This window comes from Massilia sp. Dwa41.01b (assembly GCF_014171775.1).
GTDB lineage: Bacteria > Pseudomonadota > Gammaproteobacteria > Burkholderiales > Burkholderiaceae_D > Telluria.
The window spans coordinates 3,509,501-3,536,498 of the sequence record NZ_CP050454.1 but is presented as its reverse complement, the minus strand read 5'-3'; the positions used below and the strand labels follow the sequence as shown (position 1 = coordinate 3,536,498).

Genomic DNA, 26,998 nt, shown 5'->3' with positions numbered 1-26,998 from the left:
AGCTGCTGATTCCACGCACCCGGGCGGAGCCGCACACCCTACGACGAACACGTCAGGCCGCCAAGCCCTCCAGCTGCTCCTGCAACTCCAGCCACTCGTTCTCCAGCGTCCCCAGGTCGCGCGCGCAGAAGGCCTGGTCGGCGACCAGGGTCTTCAAGGCGTCCTTCTTGTCCGCGTCGTAGATGCCCGGCTCGAGCAGGCGCGCGTCGATGTCGGCCTTCTTCGCATTGAGCTTGGCCATCTGTTCCTCGATGCGCTTGATGCGGTTCTCGATCGGCTTCCTCAAGGCTGCCACGCGCTGGCGCTCCTCGGCGCCCATGCGCTTCTGTTCCTTGCGGTCCGCGGCGGGCACAGGCAGCGCGGCGACGGGAGCAGGGGCCGCGGCCCTGGCTGCTTTCGCGGCGCCAGGCAAGGCGTCATTGCCCTTGCCCAGCTTGGTCTGGAACAGCCACTCCTTGTAGTCGTCCAGGTCGCCGTCGAAAGGCTGCAGGCGGCCTTCGGCGACGATGATGAACTGGTCGGTCGTCGCCCGCAGCAGGTGCCGGTCGTGCGAGACCACGACCAGCGTGCCTTCGAACTGGGCCAGGGCCAGCGTCAGCGCTTCGCGCGTCTCCAGGTCCAGGTGGTTGGTCGGTTCGTCCAGGAGCAGCAGGTTCGGGCGCTGCCACACGATCAGGGCCAGCGCCAGGCGCGCCTTTTCGCCGCCGGAGAAGGGCGCGATCGGGCTGGTCACCATCGTCCCGGGGAAATTGAAGCTGCCCAGGAAGTTGCGCAGTTCCTGCTCGCGCACGGTCGGCGCGATCTTCGCCAGGTGCCACAGCGGCGATTCGTCGTGGCGCAGCATCTCGACCTGGTGCTGGGCAAAGTAGCCAATCGACAGGCCCTTGCCGAGCGTGGCGTTGCCCGTCAGCGGCGCCAGTTCGCCGGCGATGGTTTTGATGAGCGTCGACTTGCCGGCGCCATTCACGCCCAAGAGGCCAATGCGCTGGCCGATCTGCAGCGAGAAGTTGATGCGCTTGACGATGGTCTTGCCGCCGACCGTGTCGCCGTGGCCGTCCAGGATCGGGTAACCCGCATCGACGTCTTCCATCACCAGCAGGGGATTGGGCGCGGCGAGCGGCTCGCGGAACTCGAACGAGAATTCGGCCGCCGCACGCAAGGGCGCGAGTTCTTCCATCTTCGCCAGCGCCTTCATGCGGCTTTGCGCCTGGCGTGCCTTGGTGGCTTGCGCCTTGAAGCGGTTGATGAAGGATTCGAGGTGGGCACGGGTGCGTGCCTGCTTTTCCTGGGCGCTGGCCGCCAGCACCAGGGCCGCGGCGCGCTGGCGCTCGAAGGACGAATAGTTACCCGAGTAGCGTTTCAGCTTGCGCTCGTCGATGTGCACGACCACGTTCACGATCTCATCGAGGAAATCGCGATCGTGGGAAATGATGACGAGGGTGCCCGGATAGCGTTTCAGCCAGTCTTCCAGCCAGATGATCGCATCCAGGTCAAGGTGGTTGGTCGGTTCATCGAGCAGCAGCAGGTCGGAAGGGCACATCAGCGCCTGCGCCAGGTTCAGGCGCATGCGCCAGCCGCCGGAAAAACTTGCCACCGGCTGCTGCATCTGGTCGAGCGAGAAGCCCAGGCCCAGCAGCAGCTGTTCGCCGCGCGACTGCACCGTGTAGGCGTCGGCATCCATCAGCGCGCCGTGCACGTTGCCCATGGCGACGCCGTTTTCGTCGGTGTGCGGCGCCGCTTCCAGCCTTTCCAATTCGGCCTGCAGGCGGCGCAGCGTCACGTCGCCGTCGATCGCGTATTCCAGTGCCGGCCGGTCGAGCGCCGGCGTCTCCTGCGCCACATAGGCCATGCGCCACCTGGACGGGAAGTCGATCTCGCCGCCGTCGGCATGCAGCTCGCCGCGCAGCATGGCGAAGAGGCTCGATTTGCCGGCGCCGTTCGCGCCGATCAGGCCGATCTTGTCGCCGGGGTTGAGGGTGAGGTCGGTGCCTTCGAAAAGCGGCTTGGTGCCGCGCATCAGGCTGACGTTCTGGAAACGGATCATGGTGGAAAGCGAGAGGTTGGTGCGGGGTGAAGCGGCGTGGGCGAACCGCCGCATGGGCCCGGGCCGCGGGAGCGGCCGGGCCGGGCATCGATTATTGCGCCTGCAGCTGTTCGGCGGTCAGCAGGAACACGGCGTCGTCGCCGGCGCTGGTGGTCAGCCAGGTCAGGCCCAGGTGGCCGAAAGCGGCTTCGGCGTATTCCGCCTCATTGCCGATCTCGACGACCAGGATGCCTTCCGGCGTCAGGCGCTCGGCGGCGCCGGCGACGATCTTGCGCACCAGGTCCATGCCGTCCTGGCCGCCGTGCAGGGCGATCTGCGGCTCGCGCAGGTACTCCGGCGGCAGCTTGCCCATCGAATCGGCATTCACGTAGGGCGGGTTGGTGACGATCAGGTCGTACTTCTTGAAGGGCACGTTCTCGTACAGGTCCGACTCGATCGGGTTTACGCGGCCTTCCAGCTTGTAGTCGCGGATGTTGCGCTCGGCCACGGCCAGCGCATCCTTCGAGATGTCGACCGCGTCGACGACGGCGTTCTGGTAGACGTCGGCCAGCATGATCGCCAGGCAGCCGGAACCGGTGCACAGTTCCAGCACGTTCTCCACCGCATACGGATCCTGCACCCAGGGGCTGAAGAAATTCGGGATCAGCTCGGCGATGAAGGAGCGCGGCACCAGCACGCGCTCGTCGACGTAGAAGGCATAGGTGCCGAGCCAGGCTTCGTTGGTGATGTAGGCGGCCGGCACGCGCTCGTTGGTGCGGCGTTCGATCACGGCGAGCACCGCCAGCACTTCTTCCGGCAGCAGTTTCGCGTCGAGGAAGGGTTCCAGGCGGTCCAGCGGCAGCTTGAGCGTGTGCAGGACCAGGTAGGCCGCTTCGTCGAAGGCCTCGGCACTGCCGTGGCCGAAGAACAGCTTGGCGGCGTTGAAACGGGTGACGGCGTAGCGCAGCAGGTCGCGCGGGGTGCTGAAAGTGGTCGGGTTCATGGCGTGTTCTCGCGGTTCTCGGTCGGTATGCCGGGCTATCGGGCCAGCAGGTTTTCCAGGGTCCGGCGGTAGATATTCTTGAGCGGATCGATGAAGCGCAGTTCGACGTGCTCGTCGATCTTGTGGATGCTGGCGTTCGGAGGCCCGCATTCTATCACCTGGGGGCAGATGCGGGCGATGAAGCGGCCGTCCGAGGTGCCGCCCGTGGTCGACAGTTCCGTCGTCACGCCCGACTCGTCATGGATGGCCTTGCAGACCGCGTCCGACAGCGTGCCCTTCGGGGTCAGGAAAGGCAGGCCCGACAGGGTCCACTCGAGCGTGTAGTCGAGCAGGTGGTGGTCGAGGATGGCATGCACGCGCGCTTCCAGGCCTTCGGCCGTGCTCGCGGTCGAAAAGCGGAAGTTGAAGTCGATCGTCATGTGGCCAGGGATCACGTTGGACGCACCGGTGCCCGAGTGCAGGTTCGAGATCTGCATCGTGGTCGGCGCGTAGTACTCGTTGCCTTCGTCCCAGACTTGCGCTGCCAGCTCGGCCAGGGCGGGCGCCGCCTGGTGGATCGGGTTGCGCGCCAGCTGCGGGTAGGCCACGTGGCCCTGCACGCCCTTGATCACGAGGTGGCCCGTGAGCGAACCGCGGCGGCCGTTCTTGATGGTGTCGCCCAGGATGTGGCTCGAGGTCGGCTCGCCGACGAGGCAATAGTCGAGCGTCTCGCCCCGTTCTTCCAGCAGGTCGCAGACGATCGCGGTGCCATCCGTCGCCGGGCCTTCCTCGTCGCTCGTGATGAGAAAGGCGATCGACCCTTTATGGTCGGAATGGCTGGCGACGAATTCTTCGCAGGCCACGACCATGGCCGCGATCGAGGTCTTCATGTCGGCCGCGCCGCGCCCGTACAGCTTGCCGTCGCGCACGGTGGGCGTGAAAGGGGCGGACTCCCACTGCTCGACGGGCCCGGTCGGCACCACGTCGGTGTGGCCCGCGAACACGAACACGGGAGACGTGCGGCCGCGGCGCGCCCACAGGTTCGTCACGCCATTCGACTCGATGGTCTCGCAGGTGAAGCCCAGCGGCGCCAGCAGCTCGGCCAGGCGGCGCTGGCAGCCGCGGTCGTTCGGCGTGATCGAATCGAGGGCGATCAGCTCTTCGGTCAATTCCTGGGTACGCGACGTCTTCATCATGCGCCGCTCCCGAACTGGCGCGCATAGGCGTCAGGTGTGAAGCCGACCGCGAGCGGCCCGGCGCCTTCCAGTACCGGACGCTTGATGACCGAGGTGTTTTCCAGCATCAATTCCAGCGCGGAGGCCTTGTCCGTTACCGCTGCCTTGCGCTCCTCGGGCAAGTTGCGCCAGGTCGTGCCCTTGCGGTTGACCAGGATTTCCCAGTCGCGTTCGTCCAGCCAGCGCGCCACCGTGGCGCGGTCGAGGCCCGCCTTCTTGAAGTCGTGGAAGCTGAACTCGACTTTGTTGTCGGCCAGCCAGGTGCGGGCTTTCTTGACGGTGTCGCAGTTGGGAATGCCGTAGAGGGTTTTTTTCATGGACGTAAATAATGCAAGGCAAACTGGTCGTTGCCTTAGAAGATTGCGATCAAGCCTACCTGGGATGCGCCGAGAATAGCACAGGCGACAAGGGGGCCGTGCCACGCAAGATTGCGCGGCACGGCTGCCGGTCTCTCGCCCGTGCTGGCGTGCTCAGGAATTGAGGGTGAACTCGGTGAAGGTCGTGCTGGGCGGCTCGTCGTCGTCGCGGCGCGGTTCCTCGGGCGTCTGCTTGACGGCTGCGCTGTTGTTGTTGAGCAGCCAGAGCAGGTTGGTCGCCGAGTCGGCGTTCGCCAGCGCCTCTTCCTCGCTGATCAGGCCTTCCTTCACCAGCTGCAGCAGGGCCGTTTCGAAGGACTGCGATCCCGGCGACAGGCTCTTGTCCATCGCGTCCTTGATTTCGCCGATCTCGCCCTTCTCGATCAGGTCGGCGATGTGGCGGGTATTGAGCATCACTTCGACGGCCGCCTGGCGCGTGCCGCCGGCCGCCGCGCGCACCAGGCGCTGCGAAATGATCGCGCGCGTGGACGAGGCCAGGTCTTGCAGCAGGGCGGGGCGGTTTTCCAGCGGATAGAAGCCGATGATGCGGTTCAGCGCGTTGTAGCTGTTGTTGGCGTGCAAGGTAGCGACCACGAGGTGGCCCGACTGCGCATAGGCCAGCGCCGCGCCCATGCCGCGCTGGTCGCGGATCTCGCCGATCAGGATGACGTCCGGCGCCTGGCGCAGGCAGTTGCGCAGGGCCAGGTCGAAGTCGGGGGCGTCGCTGCCAATCTCGCGCTGGTTGACGATCGACTTCTTGTTCTTGAACAGGTATTCGATCGGGTCTTCCAGCGTCAGGATGTGGCCGGTGCGGTGTTCGTTGCGGTGGTCGAGCATCGAGGCGATGGTGGTCGACTTGCCCGAACCGGTGGCGCCCACGATCAGCAGCAGGCCGCGTTTTTCCATGATGAGCTCGGCCAGCACCGGCGGCAGGCCCAGGCTCGGCAGCGGCGGGATGGTGGCCGGCACGAAGCGGAACACGGCCGAGATGCTGCCGCGCTGGAGGAAGGCCGACATGCGCACGCGACCGAGGTTGGGCACGGAAATACCCATGTTCAGTTCGTGCGTACGCTCGAGTTCCTCGCGCTGTTCGGGTGTCGTCACCTCGGCCAGCAGCGAAGCGATATTGTCCTGGAAAAGCTTGTTCTGGTTGATCGGGATAAGATTCCCGTTAATCTTGATGTGGACAGGAGAATTAACCGCGAAGAACATGTCCGACGCGTTTTTTTCTTTCATCAGTTGGAACAGGCGGTCCATGGCCATTGGCGGTCTCCCTGGTGTTGCTTGTAGTGGTGCGACGGTTCAGGCGGTGCTTGAACGCGTGGACGGGCAAGCCGTCCACCCTACGTCCAATGCAGCTCGATCAAACGCGAATCAGATCCCGCGCAGCAGTTCGTTGACGCCGGTCTTGGCGCGCGTCCTGGCGTCGACCTGCTTGACGATCACGGCGCAGTACAGGCTGTATTTGCCGTCCGCCGAAGGCAGGCTGCCCGACACCACGACCGAACCGGCAGGGACGCGGCCGTAGCTCACTTCGCCCGTCTCGCGGTTGTAGATCTTGGTCGACTGGCCGATGTACACGCCCATCGAGATCACCGAGTTCTCTTCGACGATCACGCCTTCGACGATTTCCGAACGGGCGCCGATGAAGCAGTTGTCTTCGATGATGGTCGGATTGGCCTGCATCGGCTCCAACACGCCGCCAATGCCGACGCCGCCCGACAGGTGCACGTTCTTGCCGATCTGGGCGCAGGAACCGACTGTGGCCCAGGTGTCGACCATCGCGCCTTCGTCGACGTAGGCGCCGATGTTGACGTAGGACGGCATCAGGACCACGTTCTTGCCGATGAAGGATCCGCGGCGCGCCACCGCCGGCGGCACCACGCGGAAACCGCCCTTGGCGAAATCCTCGGCCGTGTAGTTGGCGAACTTGGTCGGTACCTTGTCGTAGAACTGCATCCCACCACCCTCGACGGGTACGTTATTCTCGAGGCGGAACGACAGCAGCACGGCCTTCTTGATCCACTGGTTGACCTGCCAGGCGCCGCCTTCCTTCTGCGCCACGCGCAGGGTGCCGGCATCGAGGCCGGCGAGCACGTGGGCGACGGCGTCGCGCACCTCAACGGGGGCGCTTGACGGGCTGAGCTCCGCGCGCTGTTCCCACGCGGTGTCGATGATGTTCTGCAGTTGTTGGGTCATGGTCTTGGATCTCGGTTTCAGGATGCTCGCAAGCCCTGGCAGAACTGGACGATGCGATTGGCCGCTTCCAGCCCCTCGTCGACGCCCGCCACCAGTGCCATGCGGATACGATTGCGGCCTGGATTGATCCCGTGCGCGTCGCGTGCGAGATAGTTGCCAGGCAGAACTGTCACATTATATTCCGCGTAGAGGCGGCGTGCGAACTCCGTGTCCGACAAACCGCTGCGGCGCACGTCGGCCCACAGGTAAAAGCCGGCGTCGGGCAGTTCGACATCCATCACCTCGCGCAGGAGCGGCGTGATCAGGGTGAATTTTTCGCGGTACAGGGTGCGGTTGTCGTGCACGTGGGTCTCGTCGTTCCAGGCCGCGATCGATGCCGCCTGCACCACGGGCGACATGGCGCCGCCGCAGTAGGTGCGGTACAGCAGGAATTTCTTCAGCACGGCCGGATCGCCGGCGACGAAACCGGAACGCATGCCCGGCACGTTCGAGCGCTTCGACAGGCTGGAAAACACGACCAGGTTCGCATACGGACGCTCGCCCTCGCTGCGGCCCAGCGCGTGCGCCGCTTCCATCGCACCCAATGGCGGGGTGGAGGCGGTGTAGATCTCGGAATAGCATTCGTCGGCGGCGATCACGAAGCCGTGGCGGTCCGACAGCGCGAACAGCTCGCGCCAGTCGTCCAGGCCGAGTACCGCCCCGGTCGGGTTGCCCGGCGAGCAGACATACAGCAGCTGCACGCGCGCCCACACCTCCTCGGGCACGCTCGCGTAGTCGCAGGCGAAGTTGCGCGCCGGGTCGGAGTTGACGAAATACGGGGCAGCGCCGGCGAGAATGGCCGCGCCTTCGTAGATCTGGTAGAAGGGGTTGGGGCAGACGACCAGCGGCTCCGGGCGGGAGGCGTCGATGACGGCCTGGGCGATCGCGAACAGCGCTTCGCGCGAGCCGTTCACGGGCAGCACCATGCTCGCTGGATCGATTGCCGGAATGCCGTAGCGGCGTTCCAGCCAGCCGGCGATCGCCACGCGCAGTGGCTCGCTGCCGACGGTGCTGGGATAATTCGACAGTCCCGCCACCGCATGCATCAGGGCTTTTTCGATGAAGGCGGGCGTCGGGTGCTTCGGTTCCCCGATGCCCAGGCTGATCGGCGCCAGCGCCGCATTCGGCGTCACGCCGGCGAACAGCTCGCGCAGCTTTTCGAAGGGGTAGGGATGGAGTTGTGCGAGATGTGGATTCACGACGATACCGAAAAGCGATTGCGAAAGGGTCATTATAACGCCGATAAAACCGCCTGCCGCCAGAGGAGTGTTGCCGCCAGGGGTCAATCGCGGTCGCGCCAGGCGCCCGGGTTCACCCCGGACCATTCCTTGAAGGCGTGGGTGAAAGCGCTCTGCTCCTGGTAGCCGAGCAGGAAGGCGATGTCGGCCAGCGAGAGGCTGCGCTGGCGCAGGTAATCCCGTGCCAGGGCGTAGCGCACGCTGTCGAGCACCCGCCGAAGCTGGTGCCGGCCTCCAGCAGGCGGCGCTGCAGCGTGCGCGGGGACAGCCCCAGTTCCTGCGCGATCGAGGCCAGGCGCACGCTCCCCTGCGCCAGCCTGCGTTCGATCGCGGCGCGAACCTGGCCGACGATGACCGGGGCATCGGGAGCGCGCGCGGCCAGCTTGCGTTCGGCGTGCTCGCGCAATACCGGATAGAGCCCTGTGTCGGCGTTCGGCACGGGCAGCGCCAGCAGCGCGGCATCGAAGAGCGCGGCATTGGCTTCCTGGCCGAAGGCGGGCAGGGTGCCGAATACGCGCAGGTATTCGTCCGGGTCGGTGCCGGCGTCGGGCGCATGGGCAAACGCGATGCGTGCGGGCGGCAGCAGGCCGCCGGTCAGCCAGCGGCCGAAGGTCTGGATGCCGGCGAAGACGCTTTCGGCCAGGTGGCGGCTGGCCTGCGGGAAGCTGCTCACCCATTCGTAGCGGGCATTACCGCCGTCGACGGCCAGGCGCGAGCGCCCGAGGTCGTGCGCCAGCGCCTCGTAGCGCAGGGTCTGTTCCAGCACCTGGCCCAGGTCGCGGCAGGCCAGCAGCACCAGGCCGTACACGGTGTAGGTGCCCGGACGCACGCGCTCGCCCACGTGCAGGCCGAAGTGTTGGTCGTTCGTCAGCCGCGCACCCGCGTCGAGCAGGGCCAGGTAATCGGCGGCCGCCAGTTCCTCGACCTCCGGCGCCAGCAGTGCCGGGTCCAGGCCGCAGGCGCGTGCCAGCTCGCCGGCCGCGACCCCGCGCGCGGACGCCGTATCGAGCAGCGGCTGCAGGTAGGCGCGGGTGACGCGCCGGGTTGACGCAGCGGGCGCCGCGGGTGACGCAATCGGACAAGGTGTTGTCATAAAGAGCAATACGCAGGGCGGGTTCTCGCTTACGCTGGCGGCAATGACAAAAGTATAAAGGGAAACCTGCATGAGACGGTGGAATGGCTGGGGAGAAGAGTCGGTCGAGGTGGCGCTGAACGACGATGCGCTGGGTTTTCTGGCGGCGCGCATCGGACCGGGGACGGGGCCGCGGGACGCCAGCTTCGTGCAGGCATGCGAAGGCGTCAAGGCGAGCCGCCTGCCGCCCCACCCGCTGGTCGACACGGCGCGTCCGGCGCGGGCCTTGCACGCGCTGGGCCAGAGCCTGCCGGACTGGCTGCGCCTGCGCCACGGACGACTTGGCGCGGTGCCGGACGGCGTGGCCTGCCCGGAGAGCGGGCAGGAGGTGCGCGCGCTGCTGGACTATGCGGCCGCCTGCGGCGCGGTCGTGATTCCCTATGGCGGCGGCACCAGCGTGGCAGGGCATGTCAATGTACTCGATGCGACGCGTCCGGCCTTGTGCGTCGACATGCGGCGCCTGCGCGCGCTGATATCGCTCGACCGTGAATCGCAGCTGGCCACCTTTGGTGCCGGCGTCACCGGCCCCGACCTCGAGGCGCAACTGCGCGCCCATGGCTACACGCTCGGGCACTTCCCGCAATCGTTCGAGTATTCGACGCTGGGCGGCTGGGTGGTGACGCGTTCGTCCGGCCAGCAATCGCTGCGCTACGGCCGCATCGAAGCCATGTTCGCCGGCGGGCGCCTGGAGACCCCGGGCGGCACGCTCGAGATACCGACCTTTCCCGCCTCGGCCGCCGGCATCGACCTGCGCGAGATGGTGCTCGGCTCCGAAGGCCGGCTCGGCATCCTCACCGAAGTCACCGTGCGCGTGACCAAACTGCCGGCCTTCGAAGCTTTCCACGCCGTCTTTTCCCTGACTGGGAACGGGCCGCGGCGGCCGTGCGCACGCTGGCGCAGGCACGCCTGGGCCTGTCGATGCTGCGCCTGTCGAACCCGATGGAAACCACCACCATGCTGGCCCTGGCCGGCCACAAGGGGCAGGTGGCGCTGCTGGAACGCTACCGGGCTGGCGCGGCTGCCGCCAGGACAAGTGCATGCTCCTGATTGGCACCAGCGGCGAGAAGACAGCTGCGAAAGCGGCACTGCGCGCCGCGCTGGCGATCACCCGCGGACAGCGCGGCGTGCACCTCGGGCGCGGCATGGGCGAGCGCTGGCGCCAGGGACGCTTTCGCAATGTCTACCTGCGCAACAACGCCTGGGGCCACGGCTATGCGATCGATACTGTCGAAACGGCGGCGGACTGGCCGTGCATCGATGGCGTGATGCACGCCATCGAGCGTGCCGCCGCTACTGCCCTGGGCGAGCACGGCGAACGCGTGCACGCCTACACCCACCTGTCGCACCTGTATCCGCAAGGCGCCAGCGTCTACTCGACCTTCGTCTACCGCCTCTCCGGCGACTACGAGACCGATCTGGCGCGCTGGCGGTCGCTCAAGGGCGCGGTGTCGGAGGCAATCGTCGCAGGAGGCGGCACGATCAGCCACCAGCACGGCGTGGGCGTCGACCACGCGCCCTGGCTGGCGGCGGAAAAGGGCGAACTGGGGCTGGAAGCGATGCGGGCGCTGTTCCGTACCCTGGACCCGGACGGGCGCATGAACCCGGGCAAACTGGTGGCGCCGTGAAGGCGGACGTGCGAACACACGGCGCACTGTCCTGGCAGCGCGGCTGGCGCGCCGGGCTGCCGGCGCTGCTCGGGCGCGAATGGGACATCCTCATCGTCGGCGGCGGCATCACCGGCGCCGGCATCCTGCTGGAAGCGTCGCGGCGTGGACTCAGCGCGCTGCTGGTCGAGGCGCACGATTTCGCCTGGGGCACGTCGAGCCGCTCCTCGAAGCTCGTCCACGGCGGCCTGCGCTACCTGGCGCAGGGCCACCCGGGACTCACGCGCGAAGCCGTGCGCGAACGGGAAGCCCTGCTGCGCGATGCGCCCGGCCTGGTCGAGCGCCAGGGCTTTGCCTTTCCCGACTACGGCAGCAGCCCGAAGAAGCGCCGCACCATGCTGGCCGGGCTGGCACTGTACGACCTGTTCGCCGGCCGGCGCGAGCCGCACTGGCTGGACGCCGCCGACTTCGCGCTGCTCGCACCGAACACCGTGCGCGCTGGCCTGCAGGGCGGGGTGATCTACACGGACGCGAAGACCGACGATGCGCGCCTGGTACTGCGCACGCTGGGCGAAGCACGCCGCCATGGCGGCGTCGCGGTCAACTACCTGGCGGTGCAGTCCCCGGTCTCGGATAGCGGGCGGGTTGCCGGCGCCCGGCTGCGTGACGCCGTTGCGGGTAACGACTACGAAGTACGCGCCCGGCTCGTCATCGATGCCGGCGGCGTCTGGGCGGGCCGGCTGGACTCTAGCACCGGCAAGGCACCGCGCCTGCGCCCGCTGCGCGGCAGCCACCTGGTGCTGCCGGCCTGGCGCCTGCCGCTGGCGCAGGCGATCAGCCTGATGCATCAAGCGACGGCCGCCCCGTGTTCGCCTTTCCCGGGAGGGCGCGACCCTGGTCGGCACCACCGACGTCGACCACGGCGACGGCCTGGAGCGGGAAGCGGTCATCACGCGCGCCGAAGTCGATTACCTGATGGCGGCCCTGCATGCGCAATTCCCCGAGCTGGCGCTGAACGAGGGCGACATCCTCGCCACCTACGCCGGTGTGCGTCCGGTCGTCGACAGCGGACCGGTCGACGCGCCATCGAAGGCGGGGCGCGAGCATGCCATCTGGTGCGGCGACGGCCTGGTCGGCGTCACCGGCGGCAAGCTGACGACCTTCCGCGCGATCGCGCTGGACGTGCTGCGCCAGGCGCGGGGCCAGCTGCCGGGCTGGCTTGACGCGCTGGCGCCGTGCGCCGTGTTCGATCCGGTCGCCTTGCCGCACACCGAGGCCAGGCTGGCGGCACCGGTGCTGCGGCGCCTGGCCGGCCGCCATGGCGAGGCGGCGCAAGCCCTGGTCGACGCGGCGCAGCCGGGCGAACTCGAAGCGATTCCGGGCACGGAAACCCTGTGGGCCGAGCTGCGCTGGGCCGCGCGCCTAGAAGCCGTCGAGCATCTCGACGACCTGCTGCTGCGCCGCACCCGCCTCGGCCTGCTGCTGCGTGGGGGAGGGCTGCAACACCTGCCGCGCATCCGCGCCATCTGCCAGCCTGAGCTGGGCTGGCTCGATGCGCGCTGGGACGAGGAAGCGGCACGCTACAGGTCGCTCTGGAACAACCATTACAGCCTGCCCACAGCGGCAGGCACGAGCACCACGCATGAAGCCTGAACCCCTGATCCTCGCCATCGACAACGGCACCCAAAGCGTGCGCGCGCTGCTGTTCGACCTGCACGGGAACATCGTCGCCAAGTCCCAGGTCATGCTGGAAGCTTATTTTTCGCGCGAGCCCGGCTGGGCCGAGCATGAACCGGAAGGCTATTGGCAGGCCGTGTGCAGCGCCTGCCAGGGCCTCTGGACCCAGCCCGGTGTCGACCGCACGCTCGTACAGGCCGTGGCCGTGACGACCCAGCGCGGCACGGTCGTCAACCTGGACCGCGACGGCAAGCCGCTGCGCCCGGCGATTACCTGGCTCGACCAGCGCCGCACCGACACCGTGCCGCCGATCGGCGCCTTCTGGCGCACGGCGTTCCGCCTCGCGCGGGTGAAGAACACGGTGGACTACTTCCGCGGCGAGGCCGAGATCAACTGGATCCGCGCCCACCAGCCCCAGGTGTGGAACGCGACCGACAAGTTCCTGCTGCTGTCGGGCTACCTGAACTGGCGCCTGTGCGGGCGCTTCGCCGATTCCAGCGGCTCGCAGGTGGGCTACCTGCCTTTCGACTACAAGCGCCACCGCTGGGCCGGCGCGCGCGACTGGAAGTGGCAGGCGCTTGCGGTGGAGGCGCGCATGCTGCCCGAGCTGGTTGCCCCCGGCACGCGCCTCGGCACGGTCGACAGTCAGGCGGCCGGTGCCACCGGCATCCCGGCCGGCACGCCGCTGTTCGCCGCCGCCGCGGACAAGGCCTGCGAGGTGCTGGGCGCCGGCTGCAATGAGCCGCACGTTGGGTGCCTGAGCTACGGTACCACTGCGACCATCAACACCACCAGCAGCCGCTACGTCGAGGTGACGCCCTTCGTGCCGCCCTACCCAAGTGCGCTGCCCGGCACCTACAGCCTGGAAGTGCAGGTGTTTCGGGGTTACTGGATGGTGAACTGGTTCAAGGAGCAGTTCGGCCATCCCGAGCAGCAGCGCGCCCTGTCCGACGACATCGCGCCCGAAAAGCTGTTCGACGCCTTGGCCGAATCGGTGCCGCCGGGTTCGATGGGCCTGATGCTGCAGCCCTACTGGACGCCCGGCATCCGCGTGCCCGGACGGGAAGCGAAGGGCGCCATCATCGGCTTCGGCGACGTGCATACCCGCGCCCACGTCTACCGCGCCATCCTCGAAGGCCTGGCCTACGCGCTGCGCGAAGGGAAGGAGCGCATCGAAAAGCGGAGCGGCGTGCGCATCACGGAACTGCGCGTGTCGGGGGGCGGCTCGCAAAGCGACGCGGCCATGCAGCTCACCGCCGACATCTTTGGTTTACCGACGGCGCGCCCGCACGTGTACGAAACCTCGGGACTGGGCGCGGCGATCGACGCGGCCGTCGGGCTCGGCCTGTACCCGGATTTCGCCAGCGCCGTGGCGGCGATGACGCGGGTAGGGCGCGTGTTTCAGCCGATCGAAGGCAACCGGGCCATCTATGACCGCCTGTACCGGCGCGTGTACCGCAGGATGTACAAGCAGCTGCAGCCTTTGTACCGGGACATTGCCGAGATCACGGGGTATCCGCGCCAGCCTTGAACGCCTGGCCGCGATTCGAAAATATTTCCCTACAGGCAAGCTATCGACTAAACTGGCAACCCGATGGCCCGTCCGCACTGGACGGGGAGCGGACGTGCCGATCCGATCGACGCGCTAACGATGAAGGAAGCGGATGAACAAGCTGTGCGCACTGATACTGGTCTTCGCCGTCATGTTGAACGCGTCGGCAGGCGAACCCGCCAGCCAGGCAGGCGGCCAGAAAAGCTGCACGATCGGGCCAACGGAAAAAACCTTCGGAAAAACAAAGTGGCTTGTCTACGGCTGCGATGACGCGACGATGGCGGTCATTGTCTCGGCTGCAGGCAATCCCGCCGGTCCCTTCTACTTCGCCGTGTATCGTGAAGCCGGCCGCTACCGGATTGTTGGTGAAGGAACAGGGAGCAAGACCGCTTCCGGTGCCGCGCTCAAGGACTTGCAGGCCTTGAGCGATACAGCCCTGGATGGCCTCGTGCGCGAAGCGGCCCGCCCGAAACCGTGAAATCCTCCTGAAGCGTTTGCCTGCGCGAAGCTCGTGGAGAACCCTGGGGTCAGGTCTGTCATTCGGACACGATCTCAGCTGTACGGTGCACATGTCGCGGCTAAGGGCAGAGCTCGTGTCCGTTTGTCAGACCTGACCCCAGCCGTTTGATCCTTTGCCTGCGCGAAGCTCGTGGAGAACCCTGGGGTCAGGTCTGTCATTCGGACACGATCTCAGCTGTACGATGCACATATCGCGGCTAAAGGCAGAGCTCGTGTCCGTTTGGAGAACCCTGGGGTCAGGTCTGTCATTCGGACACGATCTCAGCTGTACGATGCACATATCGCGGCTAAAGGCAGAGCTCGTGTCCGTTTGTCAGACCTGACCCCAGCCGTCTGATCCCAGCCTCCGCGCGCCGATTGCTGTTGAGTTATTTCATAGTCCGTGGATAATCAAGGTCATCCTTGCCGTTATCCCACCAGGACAATCATGGCCCATCAAGCTGCTGCCCGACAGTCGCGCCGCCCCGGCGGAGTTCCCCATCTTGCGGGCCTGCTGCTCGCATCCACACTGGCGGCGTGCGGCGGGGCGGCGGGAGCGATCCGGCGCCGCAGCCGCCGCCGGTAGCGGCATTGCCGGGCAGTTATGCCGATCCGGTCGGCTATTCAGGCGCGGCGACAAGCGCGCTCGCGAGCGCCCAGGAAGGCGCATCCAAGGTTCAGGCGAGAATGACCCTGGACGGAAAACAGCTCGATTACACGGCCAGCGCCGGCCACCTGACGGCGACGGACCTGCAGACCGGGCAGCCGGCCGTATCGTTCTTCTATGTGGCCTACACCGCCGGCGCGCAGCCGGCAACGCAGCGGCCGGTCACGTTCTTTTACAACGGCGGCCCGGGCTCGGCCTCGATCTGGCTGCATCTGGGCGCATTCGGTCCGCGCCGGCTGGCAACGAATTTCCCGGCAACCGTGCCGCCGCCTGCCGCCGGACAGCTGGTCGACAACCAGGAAACGCTGCTGGACCACTCCGACCTGGTGTTCGTCGACGCCATCGGCACCGGTTATTCCCAGGCGATCGCGCCCTATACCAACGCCCAGTTCTGGGGTGTCGACCGGGACGCGCAAGCCTTCCGCGATTTTATCCGCCGCTTTCTGGTCGCCAACAACCGGCAGGCGTCGCCGGTCTACCTGTTCGGCGAATCCTATGGCGCGCCGCGCACAGCCGTGCTGGCCAACCTGCTCGAGAGTGCCGGGGTGCGCGTCGCCGGCGTGATGCTGCAGTCGGCCGCCATGAACTACAACAGCAACTGCGGCATGTTCAATCCGGGGCAGGTCAGCTGCGAGGGCTATATCCCGAGCTATGCAGCGGTGTCCTACTACCACCAGAACGGCAGCCTGCCGAGCGACTTCTCGTCAGTACTGCAGCAAACGCGCGCCTTCGCCGCCGGCTCTTACCGCAGCGAGGTCAATGCCTACATCGCCAGCGGAACGGCGCCAAGCGGGGCGACGCTGGCGCAATTGCAAGCCTATACCGGCCTGTCGACGCAGACCTGGCGCCAGGATTTTTCGATGACGCCGGGAGGCTACCGCGCACGCCTGCTGCCGGGGCAGGTGATCGGGCGCTACGACGCCAGGGTGAAGGCGCCCGGCGGCAGTGCGTTGGCGGCCGGCGGCGACCCTTCGCTCACGCTGGTCAACAACGCTTTCGTCGGCACCATCCACAATTATCTCGAGACCGAGCTGCGCTATACCGCATCCACGCCCTACATCAGTTCCAACAACGTCCTGCCGCAATGGAATTTCAGCCACGACGGCAAGACGCTGCCGGATACGATCCCGGACCTGGCCGCCGCCCTGACGCTCAATCCCGCCTTGAAAGTGATGGCCATGAGCGGCTACCATGACCTGGCCACGCCGTTCTACCAGACCGAGCTGGACCTGGCGCGGCTGGGTGCGGGGGCGGGCGTCCAGATCCGCAACTACGACAGTGGACACATGAGCTATCTCGACGACCGCGTGCGCCGCCTCCAGAAGGCCGACCTGCGCGCCTTCTACAACAGCGTATCGGTGGCACAATGAAGATCATGCCTGTCATTTTCCTGTTCCTGGGTGCGGCGTCAGTGCTAGCCCCGGCTGCCGCCGCGGTGCAAGAGCAGACGCCGATCGGCGCCGACGGCCAGCTCCCGCCGGCCTTGCGCAACCGCCCGCGCGATACGCCGCCAGCAGCCGCAGGCGCGGCGCTGCGTGCGCAGGCGCTGGCGAAGCTGGAGGCGCAGTTCAAGGCGGCCGACCTGAATGGCGATGGACAATTGTCGCCTGAGGAGGCGAAGGGCTTCGGCTTCGTTGCCCGGCATTTCGACGACATCGACACCGCGCGCCGCGGCGCCGTCAGCTTCGACGACCTGCGCATGCATCTGGCACGGGCCAAGGCCGACAGGCGCTAAGCAGGCAATCGGCGGCGCCCACTCGAAGGCCGTGACGACGTCCTCTGTCCCGGTGCGCGCGCTCATGAACATCACGGGAATTTCGCTCGTGGCCGGGTGGGACTTCAGGCGGCGGCAGACTTCGATGCCGTCCAGGCCGGGCAGCACCAGGTCGAGCAGGATCAGGTCGGGCAGGATCAGGTCGGGCAGGATCAGGTCGGGCAGGGCGCGCCGGGCAATGGCAGCGCCCGTTCGCCGCTGTTGGCAATGAAGCTCTGGTAACCCTGTTCCAGCATCATCGAGCGCAGCGCGCCCAGTTGCGCCGGCGCGTCGTCGACGAGCAGGATGGCAGCCGGACGGGCAGGCGCGACGGCTGCTGAGGCGAGATGGGGCATTGCGGTGTCGTCGGGGACAGTTTGATGGCGTTCAAAATCACACCCCGATGTCGGTCGTCGGGCTATTTATTGTTGCCTTGAGGTCAGTTCCCATTGTTGCAACAGCGCAACCGGGAACGCGAGACCGCCGCGGGCAGGCGCGGGCTGGGCTGGGCTGGCCGATGGCGGCCAGCCCGGGGGCGGCTTAGAGCATGGCGGCGATGAGCTTGCCGAGGATCGCAATGCCTTCGCGGATGCGTTCCGGCGGTACGGTGACGAACGACAGGCGCAGCGTGTTGCTGGCCGGGTCGGTCGCGTAGAAGGGCGCGCCCGGAACAAAAGCCACGCGCGCGGCAATGGCCGTGTCGAGCAGCTTCATGGCGTCGATCTGTTTCGGCAGCGTCACCCAGATGAACATGCCGCCATCGGGTTTGGTCCAGGTCACCTGGGCCGGGAAGTGCTCGGCCATCGCATCGAGCATGGCCTGGCACTGGTTGCCGTACAGGGTGCGGATCGTCGGGATGTGCTCGTCGAGGAAGCCATCCTTGACCACCTCGTACACCACCATCTGGGTGAGCTGGGCGGTGTGCAGGTCGGCCGCCTGCTTGGCCAGCTCGAGGCGGCGCGCCAAAGGCAGCGGCGCGCAGACGTAGCCGAGGCGGATGCCGGGCGTCAGCACCTTCGAGAACGAGCCCATGTAAATGACGCCGTCCGGGTTCATCGCCACCATCTTCGGCATCGGCACGCCCGAATACGACAGCGCGCCATAGGGATCGTCCTCGATCAGCGGCAGGCCGAGGCGGGCGCAGGTGTCGACCAGTTCGCGGCGGCGCGCCAGCGACAGGCTGCGGCCGGTCGGGTTCTGGAAGTTCGGCAGCGAATACAGCAGGCGCGCGCGCTTGTCACCTGAACCGGCCACATCGGCAATCGAGGACGGCACCAGGCCGTCGTCGTCGGTGGCGACCGAGGCGAACTCCGGGCGGTAGACCGAGAAGGCCTGCAGTGCGCCGAGGTAGCTCGGCGTTTCGACCAGCACGCGGCTGCCTTCGTCGATCAGGACCTTGCCGATCAGGTCGAGCGCCTGCTGCGAGCCCGAGGTCATCAGGATCTGCTCGGGCACGATCCTCACTCCTTCGGTGGACAGCGAATTGGCGATCCACTCGCGCAGCGGCGCATAGCCGTCGGTCGGGCCGTACTGCAGCGCGACCTTGCCGGTCTCCGATAACACCTTGTCGTAGGCCGCCTTCATGCGCTCGACCGGGAAAGTCGCCGGCGAAGGCAGGCCGCCGGCAAAGGAGATGATTTCCGGGCGCTGGGTGATCTTCAGGATCTCGCGGATGAAGGAACTTTGCAGCTGCTGCGCACGCTGCGAAAACTGCCACTCGATGGGTTGCGACGTCTCGTTGTTCATGCTGGTCTCGCTAAGAGGGAAAGCGCGGGCCTTGCCGGCCGGGTGGGCGCGCCGGGTAGGACGCCCTGTCGTTGGCGGCGCAGGAGGGCGGATGGCCCGGCCGCGCCGCCAGGTGCTGGTCGAGAAGCAGGCGTTACGCCACTTCGACGACCAGGTCGATCTCAACGCAGGCGCCGCGCGGGCACTGGGCCACGCCGAAGGCGCTACGGGCGTGCTTGCCGGCGTCGCCGAAGACTTCGCCCAGCAGTTCCGAGGCGCCGTTGGTCACCAGGTGCTGCTCGGTAAAGTCCGGGGTCGAATTCACCAGGCTCATCAGCTTGACGATGCGCTTGACGCGGGTCAGGTCGCCGCCGCAGGCGTCCTGCAGCGTGCCCATCAGGTCGATCGCGATGGCGCGCGCGGCCGCCTGGCCGTCCGCCGTGGTCTTGTCCTTGCCGAGCTGGCCGACGTTGACGGAACCGTCGGCATTCTTGGCGATGTGGCCGGAAACGAAGATCAGGTTGCCGGTCTGGACATACATGACATAGGCGGCGACTGGTGCGGCGGCCGGCTGCAGGGTGATGTTCAGTTCCTTGAGTTTGTCGTAGACGGACATGAAAATTCCAATGCGGTGAATGAGACCGGTATTGTACGACTTGAAAGCCCTGCTGCACACCGAAACTGAACGGGGCGCGCCCTCTCGAGGCCCCGCCTTGACTGCCGTCGCTGCACGGTGGACCCGGCTGCACCGAAGGGATTGAAGTTGCCAAACCGATATTGCCCGGTGTTATCATCATGGATTGCCCCGCGGGGCGGTTCGACTGGAGAATCCAGGCCATGACCCCGGTGCTCGCACTCAAACTCACGCTGGTTCCCTTCCTGATCTATCTCGTCACCCTGGCCGGCCGGCGCTGGGGGCCGCAAGTGGCCGGCTGGCTGTCGGCCTTTCCCATCGTCGCAGGGCCCATCCTCTTCACTCTGAGCGTGGAACAGGGCGCCGCCTTCGGGGCGCATGCCGCCGAAGGCACCCTGCTGGCGGTGCTCGCCATCCTCGTGTTCAGCATCGCCTATGCCACGGGCCTCGAGCCGTTTCCAGGTGGCCGGCTCGATGCTGGTGGCCCTGCTCGCCTATGGGGTGCCGTGGCGGCGCTGCAGGCGGCGCGTCCGCCCCTGGCGTCGCGTTCGTGCTGGTGTGGGGTGCCTGCCTGCTGGCTTCAAGATTGTTCCCGCAGGTCGAGGAAGGTGTCAGCGGCGCGCGGCGCAACGACCTGCCGTGGCGCATGCTGGCCGCGACCCTGCTGGTGCTGGCCGTTACTGCCGCCGCGACGCAACTGGGCGCGCGCCTGTCCGGTTTTTCGCCATGTTCCCCGTGATGAGCACCGTGCTGGTGGGCTTTGCCCATGCCGGCAGCGGCCGCGCCAGCGCCGTGGCCCTGCTACGCGGCATGGTGGCCGGCTACTTCGGCTTTTCCGTGTTCTGCGTCACGCTGGCGCTGCAGCTGCGCCCGGGCGCGCTCGGAAGCGCCTTTGCGCTGGCACTGGGCTGCGCGCTGGTCGTGCACCTGGCGGCACGGCGCATGCTGGCGCCGTCACCCGTCGCGGCCGGATCCAGGGTCTAGCTCCCTTGTCGTGACAAGGCGGGACGGCTGCGCCACCGGGTGATCTGCAGTGTTGAGGTTTTTGTAAGATTTCTTGTATAACAGACCTCTTGAAAACCGATCTACTCACCCAATATTGCTGCAATCCGTAGCACCTTATCGTCAACCCGTATCACCACGAGGAACAAGATGGCGTCCGCCGAAAAAGAAACCCTTGGCTTTCAAGCTGAAGTAAAACAGCTGCTGCAACTGATGATTCACTCCTTGTATTCGAACAAGGAGATCTTCCTGCGCGAACTGATCTCGAACGCGTCCGACGCGGCCGACAAGCTGCGCTTCGAGGCGATCAATAACGACGCCCTGTACGGCAACGACCACGAACTCAAGATCCGCGTCTCCTTCGACAAGGATGCCAGGACGATCACGATCTCCGATAACGGCATCGGCATGAGCCGCGACGAAGTGATCTCGCACCTGGGCACGATCGCCAAATCCGGCACCAAGGAATTCTTCAGCAAGCTCTCGGGCGACCAGAAGCAGGACGCGGCCCTGATCGGCCAGTTCGGCGTGGGCTTCTACTCGGGCTTCATCGTCGCCGAGAAAATCATCGTCAATACCCGCCGCGCGGGCGCCTTCGTTTCCGACGGCGTGCGCTGGGAGTCCAGCGGCGAGGGCGACTACAGCATCGAGACCATCGAGAAGCAGAGCCGCGGCACCGACGTCATCCTGCACCTGCGCGAGGGCGAGGAAGAGCTGCTGTCGAACTGGAAGCTCAAATCCATCATCCGCAAGTATTCGGACCACATCTCGCTGCCGATCCTGATGCAGAAGGAAGAGTGGGACGAGGAGAAGAAGGCGACGGTGCTGAAGGACGAATTCGAGACCGTCAACCAGGCCAGCGCGCTGTGGGCACGCAGCAAGAGCGAGGTCACGGCGGAGCAGTACAACGAGTTCTACAAGCACGTCTCGCACGACTTCCAGGACCCGCTGGCCTATACCCACAACCGCGTGGAAGGCCGCAGCGAGTACACCCAGTTGCTGTACGTGCCGAGCCACGCCCCGTTCGACCTGTGGGACCGCAACAAGCGCGGCGGGATCAAGCTGTACGTCAAGCGCGTCTTCATCATGGACGACGCCGAGCAGCTGATGCCGACCTACCTGCGCTTCATCAAGGGCGTGATCGATTCGGCCGACCTGCCGCTGAACGTCTCGCGCGAGATCCTGCAGGAGTCGCGCGACGTGCGCGTGATCCGCGAAGGCTCGACCAAGCGCGTGCTGGGCATGCTCGAGGAAATGGCGAACGCCGAGGAGCAGGAAGGCAAGGACAAGTACCTGACCTTCTGGAAGGAATTCGGCCAGGTACTGAAGGAAGGTATTGGCGAGGACAGCGCCAACAAGGACCGCATCGCCAAGCTGCTGCGCTTCGCCTCGACCCATGTGGACAGCGCGGACCAGACCGTGTCCTTCGGCGATTATGTATCGCGCATGAAGGAAGGCCAGGACAAGATCTATTACGTCACCGCCGACAGCCATACCGCCGCGAAGAACAGCCCGCACCTGGAAATCTTCCGCAAGAAGGGTGTCGAAGTGCTCCTCATGACGGACCGCGTCGACGAATGGATGCTGTCCTTCCTGAACGACTTCGACGGCAAGGAACTGGTGTCGGTGGCGAAGGGCGGCCTCGATCTCGGCAAGCTCGAAGACGAAGCCGAGAAGAAGGAACACGAGGAGACCGAGACCCAGTACAAGGAACTGGTCGAACGCATGAAGGGCGCGCTGGCGGACAAGGCCAAGGATGTGCGCGTGACCTTCCGCCTGACCGATTCGCCGGCCTGCCTGGTGGCGGACGAGCACGAGCTGTCGGCCAACCTGGTACGCATGCTGAAAGCCGCCGGCCAGAATGCGCCGGAATCGAAGCCCATCCTCGAGATCAACCCGAACCACCCCTTGGTGACGCGCCTGAAGTACGAGGACGCGGCAAGCCCGCGCTTTGGCGACTGGTCGCACATCCTGTTCGACCAGGCCCTGCTGGCCGAAGGCGGCAGCCTCTCCGACCCGGCGGCATTCGTGAAACGCATGAACGAGATGCTGCTGGCGGGCGCCAGGTAAGCGTCACCGTATCATGCAAGACCGGGCCTGCGGGCCCGGTTTTTTTTCGTCTGCATCGTCAACGGTGAACGGCGGGGCTCGTAGGGTGGGCACTTGTGCCACGCGCTACGGCGGTTGATCAGAGATGTCGTGGAACGCAGCCGCAGATCCGCGTGGGCTCGAGAGCCCACCCTACGTAGGGCGCGCCGCGAGCCTGGCAAACAGACCCCCGAACCAGGCCTTGCGCTGCTCCGTGATGTGCCCGATCACCCAGGTCGAGGCCACGATCAGCACGATCAGGGCGCTCACGTCGACCGGGTCCGAGCGCTGGTGCGCATACAATATCAGCCACAGGCGCATGACCAGGGCGTGCACGAGATACAGCGTGAAGGTATACGAGGCCAGCGCCCGTATCGGCTTTTCCACGCGCAGCAGCCCCGTGAAACCGACACTCTTCGCGCACAGGAAGTTGGCCAGCACCAGCAGGCACACGAGGTAGTCGGCCAGTACCCGGTCGGCGCTTTTCAGGGGCAGGCCGGGGAAGGGCCAGTGGGCATTGGCATAGGCGCGCAGCGCGGTATCGAGATCGGAGAGCTTGAACAGCACCAGCAGCGCCAGCGTTGCGCACCAGCCGAGCAGCGCCAGCGGGCGCGCCAGCGTGTGCGCCGGCGTTTCACTGCGCTGCCAGCGATACAGCAGCACCCCGCTCGCCCACACCGGCAGCAGCAGCCACAGTTTCGGCCCGACGAAGAGCAGCACCGAGGTGGCTGCCACCAGGCGCCGCCTGCCGCGCAGGTAGAACAGGGCGCCGAACAGCACGTAATACCAGACCTCGTAACCGAGCGACCAGTAGGGCGCCAGCAGTGGCGGCGGCTCGGAGATGGTCCAGAGTTCTCCCATGAACAGCAGGTGCAGCGGCAGGTAGAGCCAGGGCTTGGCGAGCTGGTAGAACTGCGCCTGCTTGGCCAGCGACAGGAACGCCGCCGCGCCGAAGGCGAGCAGCAGCAGGGGCAGGGCCACCGAATAGATGCGCGTGCAGCGTGCCAGGCAATAGTCGCGCAGGGTCGGGTTCTTCTGTTCGGTGGTGTAGGCGATGACGAAACCGGACAGCACGAAGAAGACAATGACGGCTTCGCGCCCGAGCTTCAGCCACCAGGCGTTACCGTCTGCAATGACCCCGTATGGTTCCAGGTGGCTGGCCACGACCAGCACGGCCGCGAGCAGGCGGCAGCAGTCGAGGTAGAGCGACAGTGCTCTGGAGAGCGGAGGTGGCGGAGGAACCATGGTTGCGCCCGGTTATGCAGCCGCCATGATAGCGCGCCTCGGCCCACGGCGCGCACGGCTGGGTGGACGCTAGCCGCGCAGCTGCGCCAGGAAGTCCTGCAGCATGCGCTCTCCCTCGGGCCAGTCGCCGTAGCCGCTGTCGGCGTTCACATGGCCGGCGTCGCCGATCTCCAGGTAACGGCTGCCCCAGGCGTCCGCAAAGGCCCGGGCGCGTTCGCGTGTCACGTATTCGTCGTTCGTGCTGGCCACGACGATGCTGGGAAAGGGCAGCCGCGCCATCGGGATCGGCGTGAAACCGTTGGCGTCGATCGGGTAGGAGGCGGCTTCGACGTCGCTGGGCGCCACCGGGAAGGCGCCGGCCGCGCGCAGGGGCGAACCGGACTGCGCCCACTGCACGGCCAGCATGCAGCCCAGGCTGTGTCCGACCAGTACCGGCGCGCCGCTGCAGGTGGCAACGACCGCATCGAGTTCGGCCACCCATTCTTCCTGCCGCGGCGCGTTCCAGTCGCGGTGCTGCACCCGCCGCCACGCGGGATGGCGCGCTTCCCAGTGCGACTGCCAGTGCTGCGGGCCCGAATTCCACAGGCCGGAAAGAATCAGTACGTCATAATCCATGGCGCCCCCGTTGGTCAGTCAGGCTTAGAGTGCCGTGCGCAGCGCGAACAGTTCCGGGAACAGCACCACATCGAGCATCTTGCGCAGGTAGCTCACGCCCGCCGTGCCGCCGGTGCCGGTCTTGAAGCCGATGATGCGCTCGACCGTCGTCACGTGGCGGAAGCGCCAGAAGCGGAAGGCCGTCTCCAGGTCGACCAGCTTCTCGGCCAGTTCGTACAGGCCCCAGTGCTTGTCCGGATCCTGGTAGACGGCCAGCCAGGCCAGCTTCACCGACTCGTCATGCTCGGTAGGCAGGGTCGTATCGCGCTCGAGGCGTTCGGGGGCGATGGCAAAGCCGGCGCGTGCCAGCAGGCGCACCGACTCGTCGTAGATGGACGGCGCGTGCAGTTCCTGCGCCAGCACGGCGTGGGACTGCGGGCGCTTCTCGTGCACGGCGAGCAGGGCCGGGTTCTTGTTCCCGAGGATGAACTCGAGCGCGCGGTACTGGTGCGACTGGAAGCCCGACGAGGCCCCGAGGTAGGGGCGGATGGCCGTGTATTCGGACGGCGTCATCGTCGCCAGGACATCCCAGGCATGGACCAGCTGGTCCATGATGCGGGCCACGCGCGCCAGCATCTTGAAGGCGGGATCGAGCTGGCCCGCACGCAGTTGCTCGCGCACGGCCGCCAGTTCGTGCAGCATCAGCTTGATCCACAGCTCGCTGGTCTGGTGCTGGATGATGAACAGCATCTCGTTGTGGTTCGGCGAGAGCGGGTGCTGGGCCGACAGGACCTGGTCCAGGCCCAGGTAGTCGCCATAGCTCATCGATTCCTTGAAATCCATCCTGGCGCCGTGCCACTCGGCCGGCTTGGTATCGGTGTCGTTCATGCGGTTCTCGAAAAGGATCAGGTCACGTTGCTGCGTTCGGCGGCCACGTCGTAGTCTTCGCGGTCGAGGAGTTCCTTCAGGATCGCCACCGCGTCCCAGACGTCGGCAAAGCTGGTGTACAGGGGTGTGAAGCCGAAGCGCATGATCTCCGGCTCGCGGTAGTCGCCGATCACGCCGCGCTTGATCAATGCCGCCATCACCGCATAGCCATGCGGATGGGTGAAACTGACCTGGCTGCCGCGGCGCGCGTGCTCGCGCGGGGTGACCAGGCCCAGCGGATGGCCGGCGCACTGCGCTTCGACCAGCGCGATGAAGAGGTCGGTCAGGGCCAGGGACTTGGCACGGATGGCGTCCATGCTGGTCTCTTCAAAAATCTCGAGGCCGCATTCGACCAGCGACAGCGACAGCACCGGCTGGGTGCCGCACAGCGCGCGGCCGATTCCCTCGCAGGCCTCGAAGCCGTGTGCCATGGCGAAGGGTTTCGCGTGGCTCCACCAGCCCGTGAGCGGATGCGCGAACTGCGCCTGGTGGCGCTGCGGTACCCAGATGAAGGCGGGAGCGCCGGGACCGGCGTTCAGGTATTTATAGGTGCAGCCGACGGCGAAGTCGGCTTCGGCGCCGCGCAGGTCCACCGGCACCGCGCCGGCCGAGTGGGCAAGGTCCCAGACGACGAGGGCGCCGTTCTGGTGCGCGAGGCGGGTGAGCGCCGCCATGTCGTGCTGGTAGCCGGTGCGGTAGTTCACATGGGTCAGCATCAGCACGGCGCAGTCGGCGTCGATCGCGGCCGGCAGTTCGTCGATCGAGTCGACCAGGCGCAGGCAATAGCCACGCTCGAGCCAGCGGGTCAGGCCCTCGGCCATGTAGATATCGGTCGGGAAGTTGCTGCGTTCGGTGACGATGACGCGGCGGGCGCTGGCCGGCCCCCGGGCCTGGATCTGCAGCGCGGCGGCCAGGGCCTTGAACAGGTTCAGCGAGGTGGTGTCGGTGACGACCACTTCGCCGGTACCGGCGCCGATCAGGGGCGCCAGGCGGTCGCCGAGGCGCTTGGGCAGGTCGAACCAGCCGGCCGTGTTCCAGCTCCTGATCAGATCCTGGCCCCATTCGCGCCACCACGTCCTGGGCGCGGGACCAGCGCCGCGCGTGGGCGGGCGCCGAGGGAATTGCCGTCGAGGTAGATAGTGCCGGGCGGCAGGTCGAAACGGTCGCGCAGGGGCGCCAGCGGATCCTGGGCGTCGCGCGCGAGGCAATCGGCGCGGGTGATGTTGTTGTTCATATCTTTATATGGATGGGATCAAGTCGGGTGCGCTGGACGGCGTTCGGCGGCAGTGTAACAAGAAAAGCGCGAGCGCCGACGATCGAGGATGACGATTTAACATCTTTTGACGCCGGTACCCGCCGTGCATGCGAATGTTTGGAATGTATCGAAAAATAATTGTCGAACACCCTAAAGTTCCCGCCGAACCCGCCGTTAAGGGTACAGAAGGGCAGAAGACGTGGTCGAAAAATATTTCAAAAATATTTTTCAACACCCCTAAAGTTCTTCCGGAGGCCGCCGTTAAAGAGCTTGAGCAGCAGGAAGCACGGTGAAAAAAAGTTGGAAATCACCCTAAAGTTCATGGATGAGTTGACGTAAACCAACACATGAGCCGTTCCGGCAACTATCGAGCAAGTCGGAACAGGGCGCTTCGCTACATGATCTCCGCCTCCTTTTTCATAGGAGCGCATCCCCCATCTGCAAGGGTTTGTAAGACAAACTCCTACGGATGCTGTCGTCTTTGCCGGACGCAAAATACAGTGTCCGTCCGATTCCCCAAAAGTTTCTCTACAGTCAGAATCTATCTCACTGGCAACACGAATTAACCGCAAA

At 66.2% G+C, this 26,998-nt stretch carries 22 protein-coding genes and 6 pseudogenes; 11 read left to right on the top strand and 17 right to left on the bottom strand.

All coding sequences use genetic code 11. The features are described from left to right. Positions 1–52: 52 nt before the first annotated feature. From G4G28_RS16200 to G4G28_RS28500, 9 genes and pseudogenes are all read right to left on the bottom strand, one after another. A complete protein-coding gene (locus G4G28_RS16200; protein WP_182989044.1) occupies positions 53–2,044 on the bottom strand; it encodes an ATP-binding cassette domain-containing protein in 1,992 nt (663 codons plus the stop codon). Between the two features lie 91 nt (positions 2,045–2,135). After that, positions 2,136–3,026 (bottom strand): 50S ribosomal protein L3 N(5)-glutamine methyltransferase, encoded by an 891-nt coding sequence (gene prmB / locus G4G28_RS16195; RefSeq protein WP_182989043.1) that lies wholly within the window; start codon positions 3,024–3,026, stop codon positions 2,136–2,138. 35 nt (positions 3,027–3,061) lie between these two features. After that, complete coding sequence (gene dapE / locus G4G28_RS16190) at positions 3,062–4,198, bottom strand: succinyl-diaminopimelate desuccinylase (RefSeq protein ID WP_182991848.1); 1,137 nt, start codon at positions 4,196–4,198, stop codon at positions 3,062–3,064. After that, a complete protein-coding gene (locus G4G28_RS16185) occupies positions 4,198–4,557 on the bottom strand; it encodes an ArsC family reductase (protein ID WP_182989042.1) in 360 nt (119 codons plus the stop codon). The genes dapE and G4G28_RS16185 overlap by 1 nt, the downstream gene beginning before the upstream one ends. A gap of 153 nt (positions 4,558–4,710) precedes the next feature. After that, positions 4,711–5,859, bottom strand: coding sequence for a PilT/PilU family type 4a pilus ATPase (locus tag G4G28_RS16180; protein WP_182989041.1), 1,149 nt, complete (start codon positions 5,857–5,859; stop codon positions 4,711–4,713). A 111-nt stretch (positions 5,860–5,970) separates the two neighbouring features. Then, positions 5,971–6,795, bottom strand: a complete 825-nt coding sequence (gene dapD, locus G4G28_RS16175) for a 2,3,4,5-tetrahydropyridine-2,6-dicarboxylate N-succinyltransferase (protein WP_182989040.1) — start codon at positions 6,793–6,795, stop codon at positions 5,971–5,973. A 17-nt stretch (positions 6,796–6,812) separates the two neighbouring features. Continuing rightward, positions 6,813–8,033 carry a succinyldiaminopimelate transaminase gene (gene dapC, locus G4G28_RS16170; RefSeq protein ID WP_182989039.1) on the bottom strand — a complete coding sequence of 407 codons (1,221 nt, stop codon included), beginning with the start codon at positions 8,031–8,033 and terminating at the stop codon, positions 6,813–6,815. A gap of 83 nt (positions 8,034–8,116) precedes the next feature. Next, complete coding sequence (locus G4G28_RS28505) at positions 8,117–8,272, bottom strand: helix-turn-helix domain-containing protein (RefSeq protein WP_308600806.1); 156 nt, start codon at positions 8,270–8,272, stop codon at positions 8,117–8,119. A 296-nt stretch (positions 8,273–8,568) separates the two neighbouring features. Further along, positions 8,569–9,165, bottom strand: a pseudogene (locus tag G4G28_RS28500) (AraC family transcriptional regulator ligand-binding domain-containing protein); the annotation flags it as partial. Positions 9,166–9,235: 70 nt separating this feature from the next. Here G4G28_RS28500 and G4G28_RS16160 point away from each other — a divergent pair. The 8 genes and pseudogenes from G4G28_RS16160 (at position 9,236) to G4G28_RS16135 (ending at position 16,937) form a co-directional block, all read left to right on the top strand. Further along, positions 9,236–10,829, top strand: a pseudogene (locus G4G28_RS16160) (FAD-binding oxidoreductase). Then, a pseudogene (locus tag G4G28_RS28495) lies at positions 10,826–11,572 on the top strand (FAD-dependent oxidoreductase); the annotation flags it as partial. The pseudogenes G4G28_RS16160 and G4G28_RS28495, both read left to right, overlap by 4 nt. Positions 11,573–11,654: 82 nt before the next feature. Continuing rightward, positions 11,655–11,897 (top strand): annotated as a pseudogene (locus G4G28_RS28490) (FAD-dependent oxidoreductase); the annotation flags it as partial. A 93-nt stretch (positions 11,898–11,990) separates the two neighbouring features. Further along, entirely contained in the window at positions 11,991–12,461 is a 471-nt protein-coding gene (locus tag G4G28_RS28485) for a glycerol-3-phosphate dehydrogenase C-terminal domain-containing protein (protein WP_229425646.1), read from the top strand. Beyond that, positions 12,451–14,016: an FGGY-family carbohydrate kinase gene (locus G4G28_RS16150; protein ID WP_183107584.1), complete on the top strand. Its 1,566-nt coding sequence runs from the start codon at positions 12,451–12,453 to the stop codon at positions 14,014–14,016. Before G4G28_RS28485 ends, G4G28_RS16150 begins: the two co-directional genes overlap by 11 nt. A gap of 133 nt (positions 14,017–14,149) precedes the next feature. After that, positions 14,150–14,515 (top strand): hypothetical protein, encoded by a 366-nt coding sequence (locus G4G28_RS16145; RefSeq protein WP_182989036.1) that lies wholly within the window; start codon positions 14,150–14,152, stop codon positions 14,513–14,515. Positions 14,516–15,222: 707 nt separating this feature from the next. Then, positions 15,223–16,572 (top strand): S10 family peptidase, encoded by a 1,350-nt coding sequence (locus G4G28_RS16140; protein ID WP_229507679.1) that lies wholly within the window; start codon positions 15,223–15,225, stop codon positions 16,570–16,572. Further along, positions 16,569–16,937, top strand: coding sequence for an EF-hand domain-containing protein (locus G4G28_RS16135; protein ID WP_183107583.1), 369 nt, complete (start codon positions 16,569–16,571; stop codon positions 16,935–16,937). Before G4G28_RS16140 ends, G4G28_RS16135 begins: the two co-directional genes overlap by 4 nt. A gap of 81 nt (positions 16,938–17,018) precedes the next feature. Here G4G28_RS16135 and G4G28_RS28480 read toward each other — a convergent pair. The 4 genes and pseudogenes from G4G28_RS28480 to G4G28_RS16120 all read right to left on the bottom strand — a co-directional run. After that, positions 17,019–17,084: pseudogene (locus G4G28_RS28480) on the bottom strand (hypothetical protein); the annotation flags it as partial. 44 nt (positions 17,085–17,128) lie between these two features. Next, positions 17,129–17,311, bottom strand: a complete 183-nt coding sequence (locus G4G28_RS28475) for a hypothetical protein (RefSeq protein WP_229425128.1) — start codon at positions 17,309–17,311, stop codon at positions 17,129–17,131. 184 nt (positions 17,312–17,495) lie between these two features. Then, positions 17,496–18,701 carry a PLP-dependent aminotransferase family protein gene (locus G4G28_RS16125; protein WP_182989033.1) on the bottom strand — a complete coding sequence of 402 codons (1,206 nt, stop codon included), beginning with the start codon at positions 18,699–18,701 and terminating at the stop codon, positions 17,496–17,498. Positions 18,702–18,834: 133 nt separating this feature from the next. Beyond that, the gene (locus tag G4G28_RS16120; protein ID WP_182989032.1) at positions 18,835–19,296 is read right to left on the bottom strand and encodes a RidA family protein; all 462 of its coding nucleotides are present in this window, start codon (positions 19,294–19,296) and stop codon (positions 18,835–18,837) included. Between the two features lie 568 nt (positions 19,297–19,864). On the opposite strand from G4G28_RS16120, the gene G4G28_RS16115 reads away from it, so the two are divergent. The 3 genes from G4G28_RS16115 (at position 19,865) to htpG (ending at position 22,386) form a co-directional block, all read left to right on the top strand. After that, entirely contained in the window at positions 19,865–20,053 is a 189-nt protein-coding gene (locus G4G28_RS16115; RefSeq protein WP_183107582.1) for a hypothetical protein, read from the top strand. Then, the gene (locus tag G4G28_RS16110) at positions 20,050–20,298 is read left to right on the top strand and encodes a hypothetical protein (RefSeq protein ID WP_210283265.1); all 249 of its coding nucleotides are present in this window, start codon (positions 20,050–20,052) and stop codon (positions 20,296–20,298) included. Before G4G28_RS16115 ends, G4G28_RS16110 begins: the two co-directional genes overlap by 4 nt. Before the next feature lie 168 nt (positions 20,299–20,466). Beyond that, a complete protein-coding gene (gene htpG / locus G4G28_RS16105) occupies positions 20,467–22,386 on the top strand; it encodes a molecular chaperone HtpG (protein ID WP_182989030.1) in 1,920 nt (639 codons plus the stop codon). Positions 22,387–22,557: 171 nt separating this feature from the next. Here htpG and G4G28_RS16100 read toward each other — a convergent pair whose 3' ends face one another. The 4 genes and pseudogenes from G4G28_RS16100 to kynU all read right to left on the bottom strand — a co-directional run bounded on the left by G4G28_RS16100 (position 22,558) and on the right by kynU (position 26,404). Beyond that, the gene (locus tag G4G28_RS16100; RefSeq protein WP_182989029.1) at positions 22,558–23,649 is read right to left on the bottom strand and encodes an acyltransferase; all 1,092 of its coding nucleotides are present in this window, start codon (positions 23,647–23,649) and stop codon (positions 22,558–22,560) included. A gap of 69 nt (positions 23,650–23,718) precedes the next feature. After that, positions 23,719–24,264, bottom strand: a complete 546-nt coding sequence (locus G4G28_RS16095; RefSeq protein WP_183107580.1) for an alpha/beta hydrolase — start codon at positions 24,262–24,264, stop codon at positions 23,719–23,721. A 24-nt stretch (positions 24,265–24,288) separates the two neighbouring features. Further along, on the bottom strand, positions 24,289–25,131 hold the full coding sequence (gene kynA, locus G4G28_RS16090; RefSeq protein ID WP_182989028.1) for a tryptophan 2,3-dioxygenase: 843 nt from the start codon (positions 25,129–25,131) through the stop codon (positions 24,289–24,291). A 17-nt stretch (positions 25,132–25,148) separates the two neighbouring features. Beyond that, a pseudogene (gene kynU, locus G4G28_RS16085) lies at positions 25,149–26,404 on the bottom strand (kynureninase). Between the last annotated feature and the right edge of the window lie 594 nt (positions 26,405–26,998).

What these genes read in the sequence shown, in the direction of transcription:
- G4G28_RS16135 (WP_183107583.1), top strand. Translation starts at nt 16,569, where the DNA reads ATGAAGATCATGCCTGTCATTTTCCTGTTCCTGGGTGCGGCGTCAGTG.
- G4G28_RS16145 (WP_182989036.1), top strand. Translation starts at nt 14,150, where the DNA reads ATGAACAAGCTGTGCGCACTGATACTGGTCTTCGCCGTCATGTTGAAC.
- G4G28_RS16185 (WP_182989042.1), bottom strand. Translation starts at nt 4,557, where the DNA reads ATGAAAAAAACCCTCTACGGCATTCCCAACTGCGACACCGTCAAGAAA.
- G4G28_RS16100 (WP_182989029.1), bottom strand. Translation starts at nt 23,649, where the DNA reads ATGGTTCCTCCGCCACCTCCGCTCTCCAGAGCACTGTCGCTCTACCTC.
- G4G28_RS16140 (WP_229507679.1), top strand. Translation starts at nt 15,223, where the DNA reads ATGACCCTGGACGGAAAACAGCTCGATTACACGGCCAGCGCCGGCCAC.
- kynA (WP_182989028.1), bottom strand. Translation starts at nt 25,131, where the DNA reads ATGAACGACACCGATACCAAGCCGGCCGAGTGGCACGGCGCCAGGATG.
- prmB (WP_182989043.1), bottom strand. Translation starts at nt 3,026, where the DNA reads ATGAACCCGACCACTTTCAGCACCCCGCGCGACCTGCTGCGCTACGCC.
- htpG (WP_182989030.1), top strand. Translation starts at nt 20,467, where the DNA reads ATGGCGTCCGCCGAAAAAGAAACCCTTGGCTTTCAAGCTGAAGTAAAA.
- dapD (WP_182989040.1), bottom strand. Translation starts at nt 6,795, where the DNA reads ATGACCCAACAACTGCAGAACATCATCGACACCGCGTGGGAACAGCGC.
- dapE (WP_182991848.1), bottom strand. Translation starts at nt 4,198, where the DNA reads ATGAAGACGTCGCGTACCCAGGAATTGACCGAAGAGCTGATCGCCCTC.
- G4G28_RS16200 (WP_182989044.1), bottom strand. Translation starts at nt 2,044, where the DNA reads ATGATCCGTTTCCAGAACGTCAGCCTGATGCGCGGCACCAAGCCGCTT.
- G4G28_RS16150 (WP_183107584.1), top strand. Translation starts at nt 12,451, where the DNA reads ATGAAGCCTGAACCCCTGATCCTCGCCATCGACAACGGCACCCAAAGC.
- G4G28_RS16095 (WP_183107580.1), bottom strand. Translation starts at nt 24,264, where the DNA reads ATGGATTATGACGTACTGATTCTTTCCGGCCTGTGGAATTCGGGCCCG.
- G4G28_RS16125 (WP_182989033.1), bottom strand. Translation starts at nt 18,701, where the DNA reads ATGAACAACGAGACGTCGCAACCCATCGAGTGGCAGTTTTCGCAGCGT.
- G4G28_RS16180 (WP_182989041.1), bottom strand. Translation starts at nt 5,859, where the DNA reads ATGGCCATGGACCGCCTGTTCCAACTGATGAAAGAAAAAAACGCGTCG.
- G4G28_RS16120 (WP_182989032.1), bottom strand. Translation starts at nt 19,296, where the DNA reads ATGTCCGTCTACGACAAACTCAAGGAACTGAACATCACCCTGCAGCCG.
- G4G28_RS28475 (WP_229425128.1), bottom strand. Translation starts at nt 17,311, where the DNA reads ATGCCCCATCTCGCCTCAGCAGCCGTCGCGCCTGCCCGTCCGGCTGCC.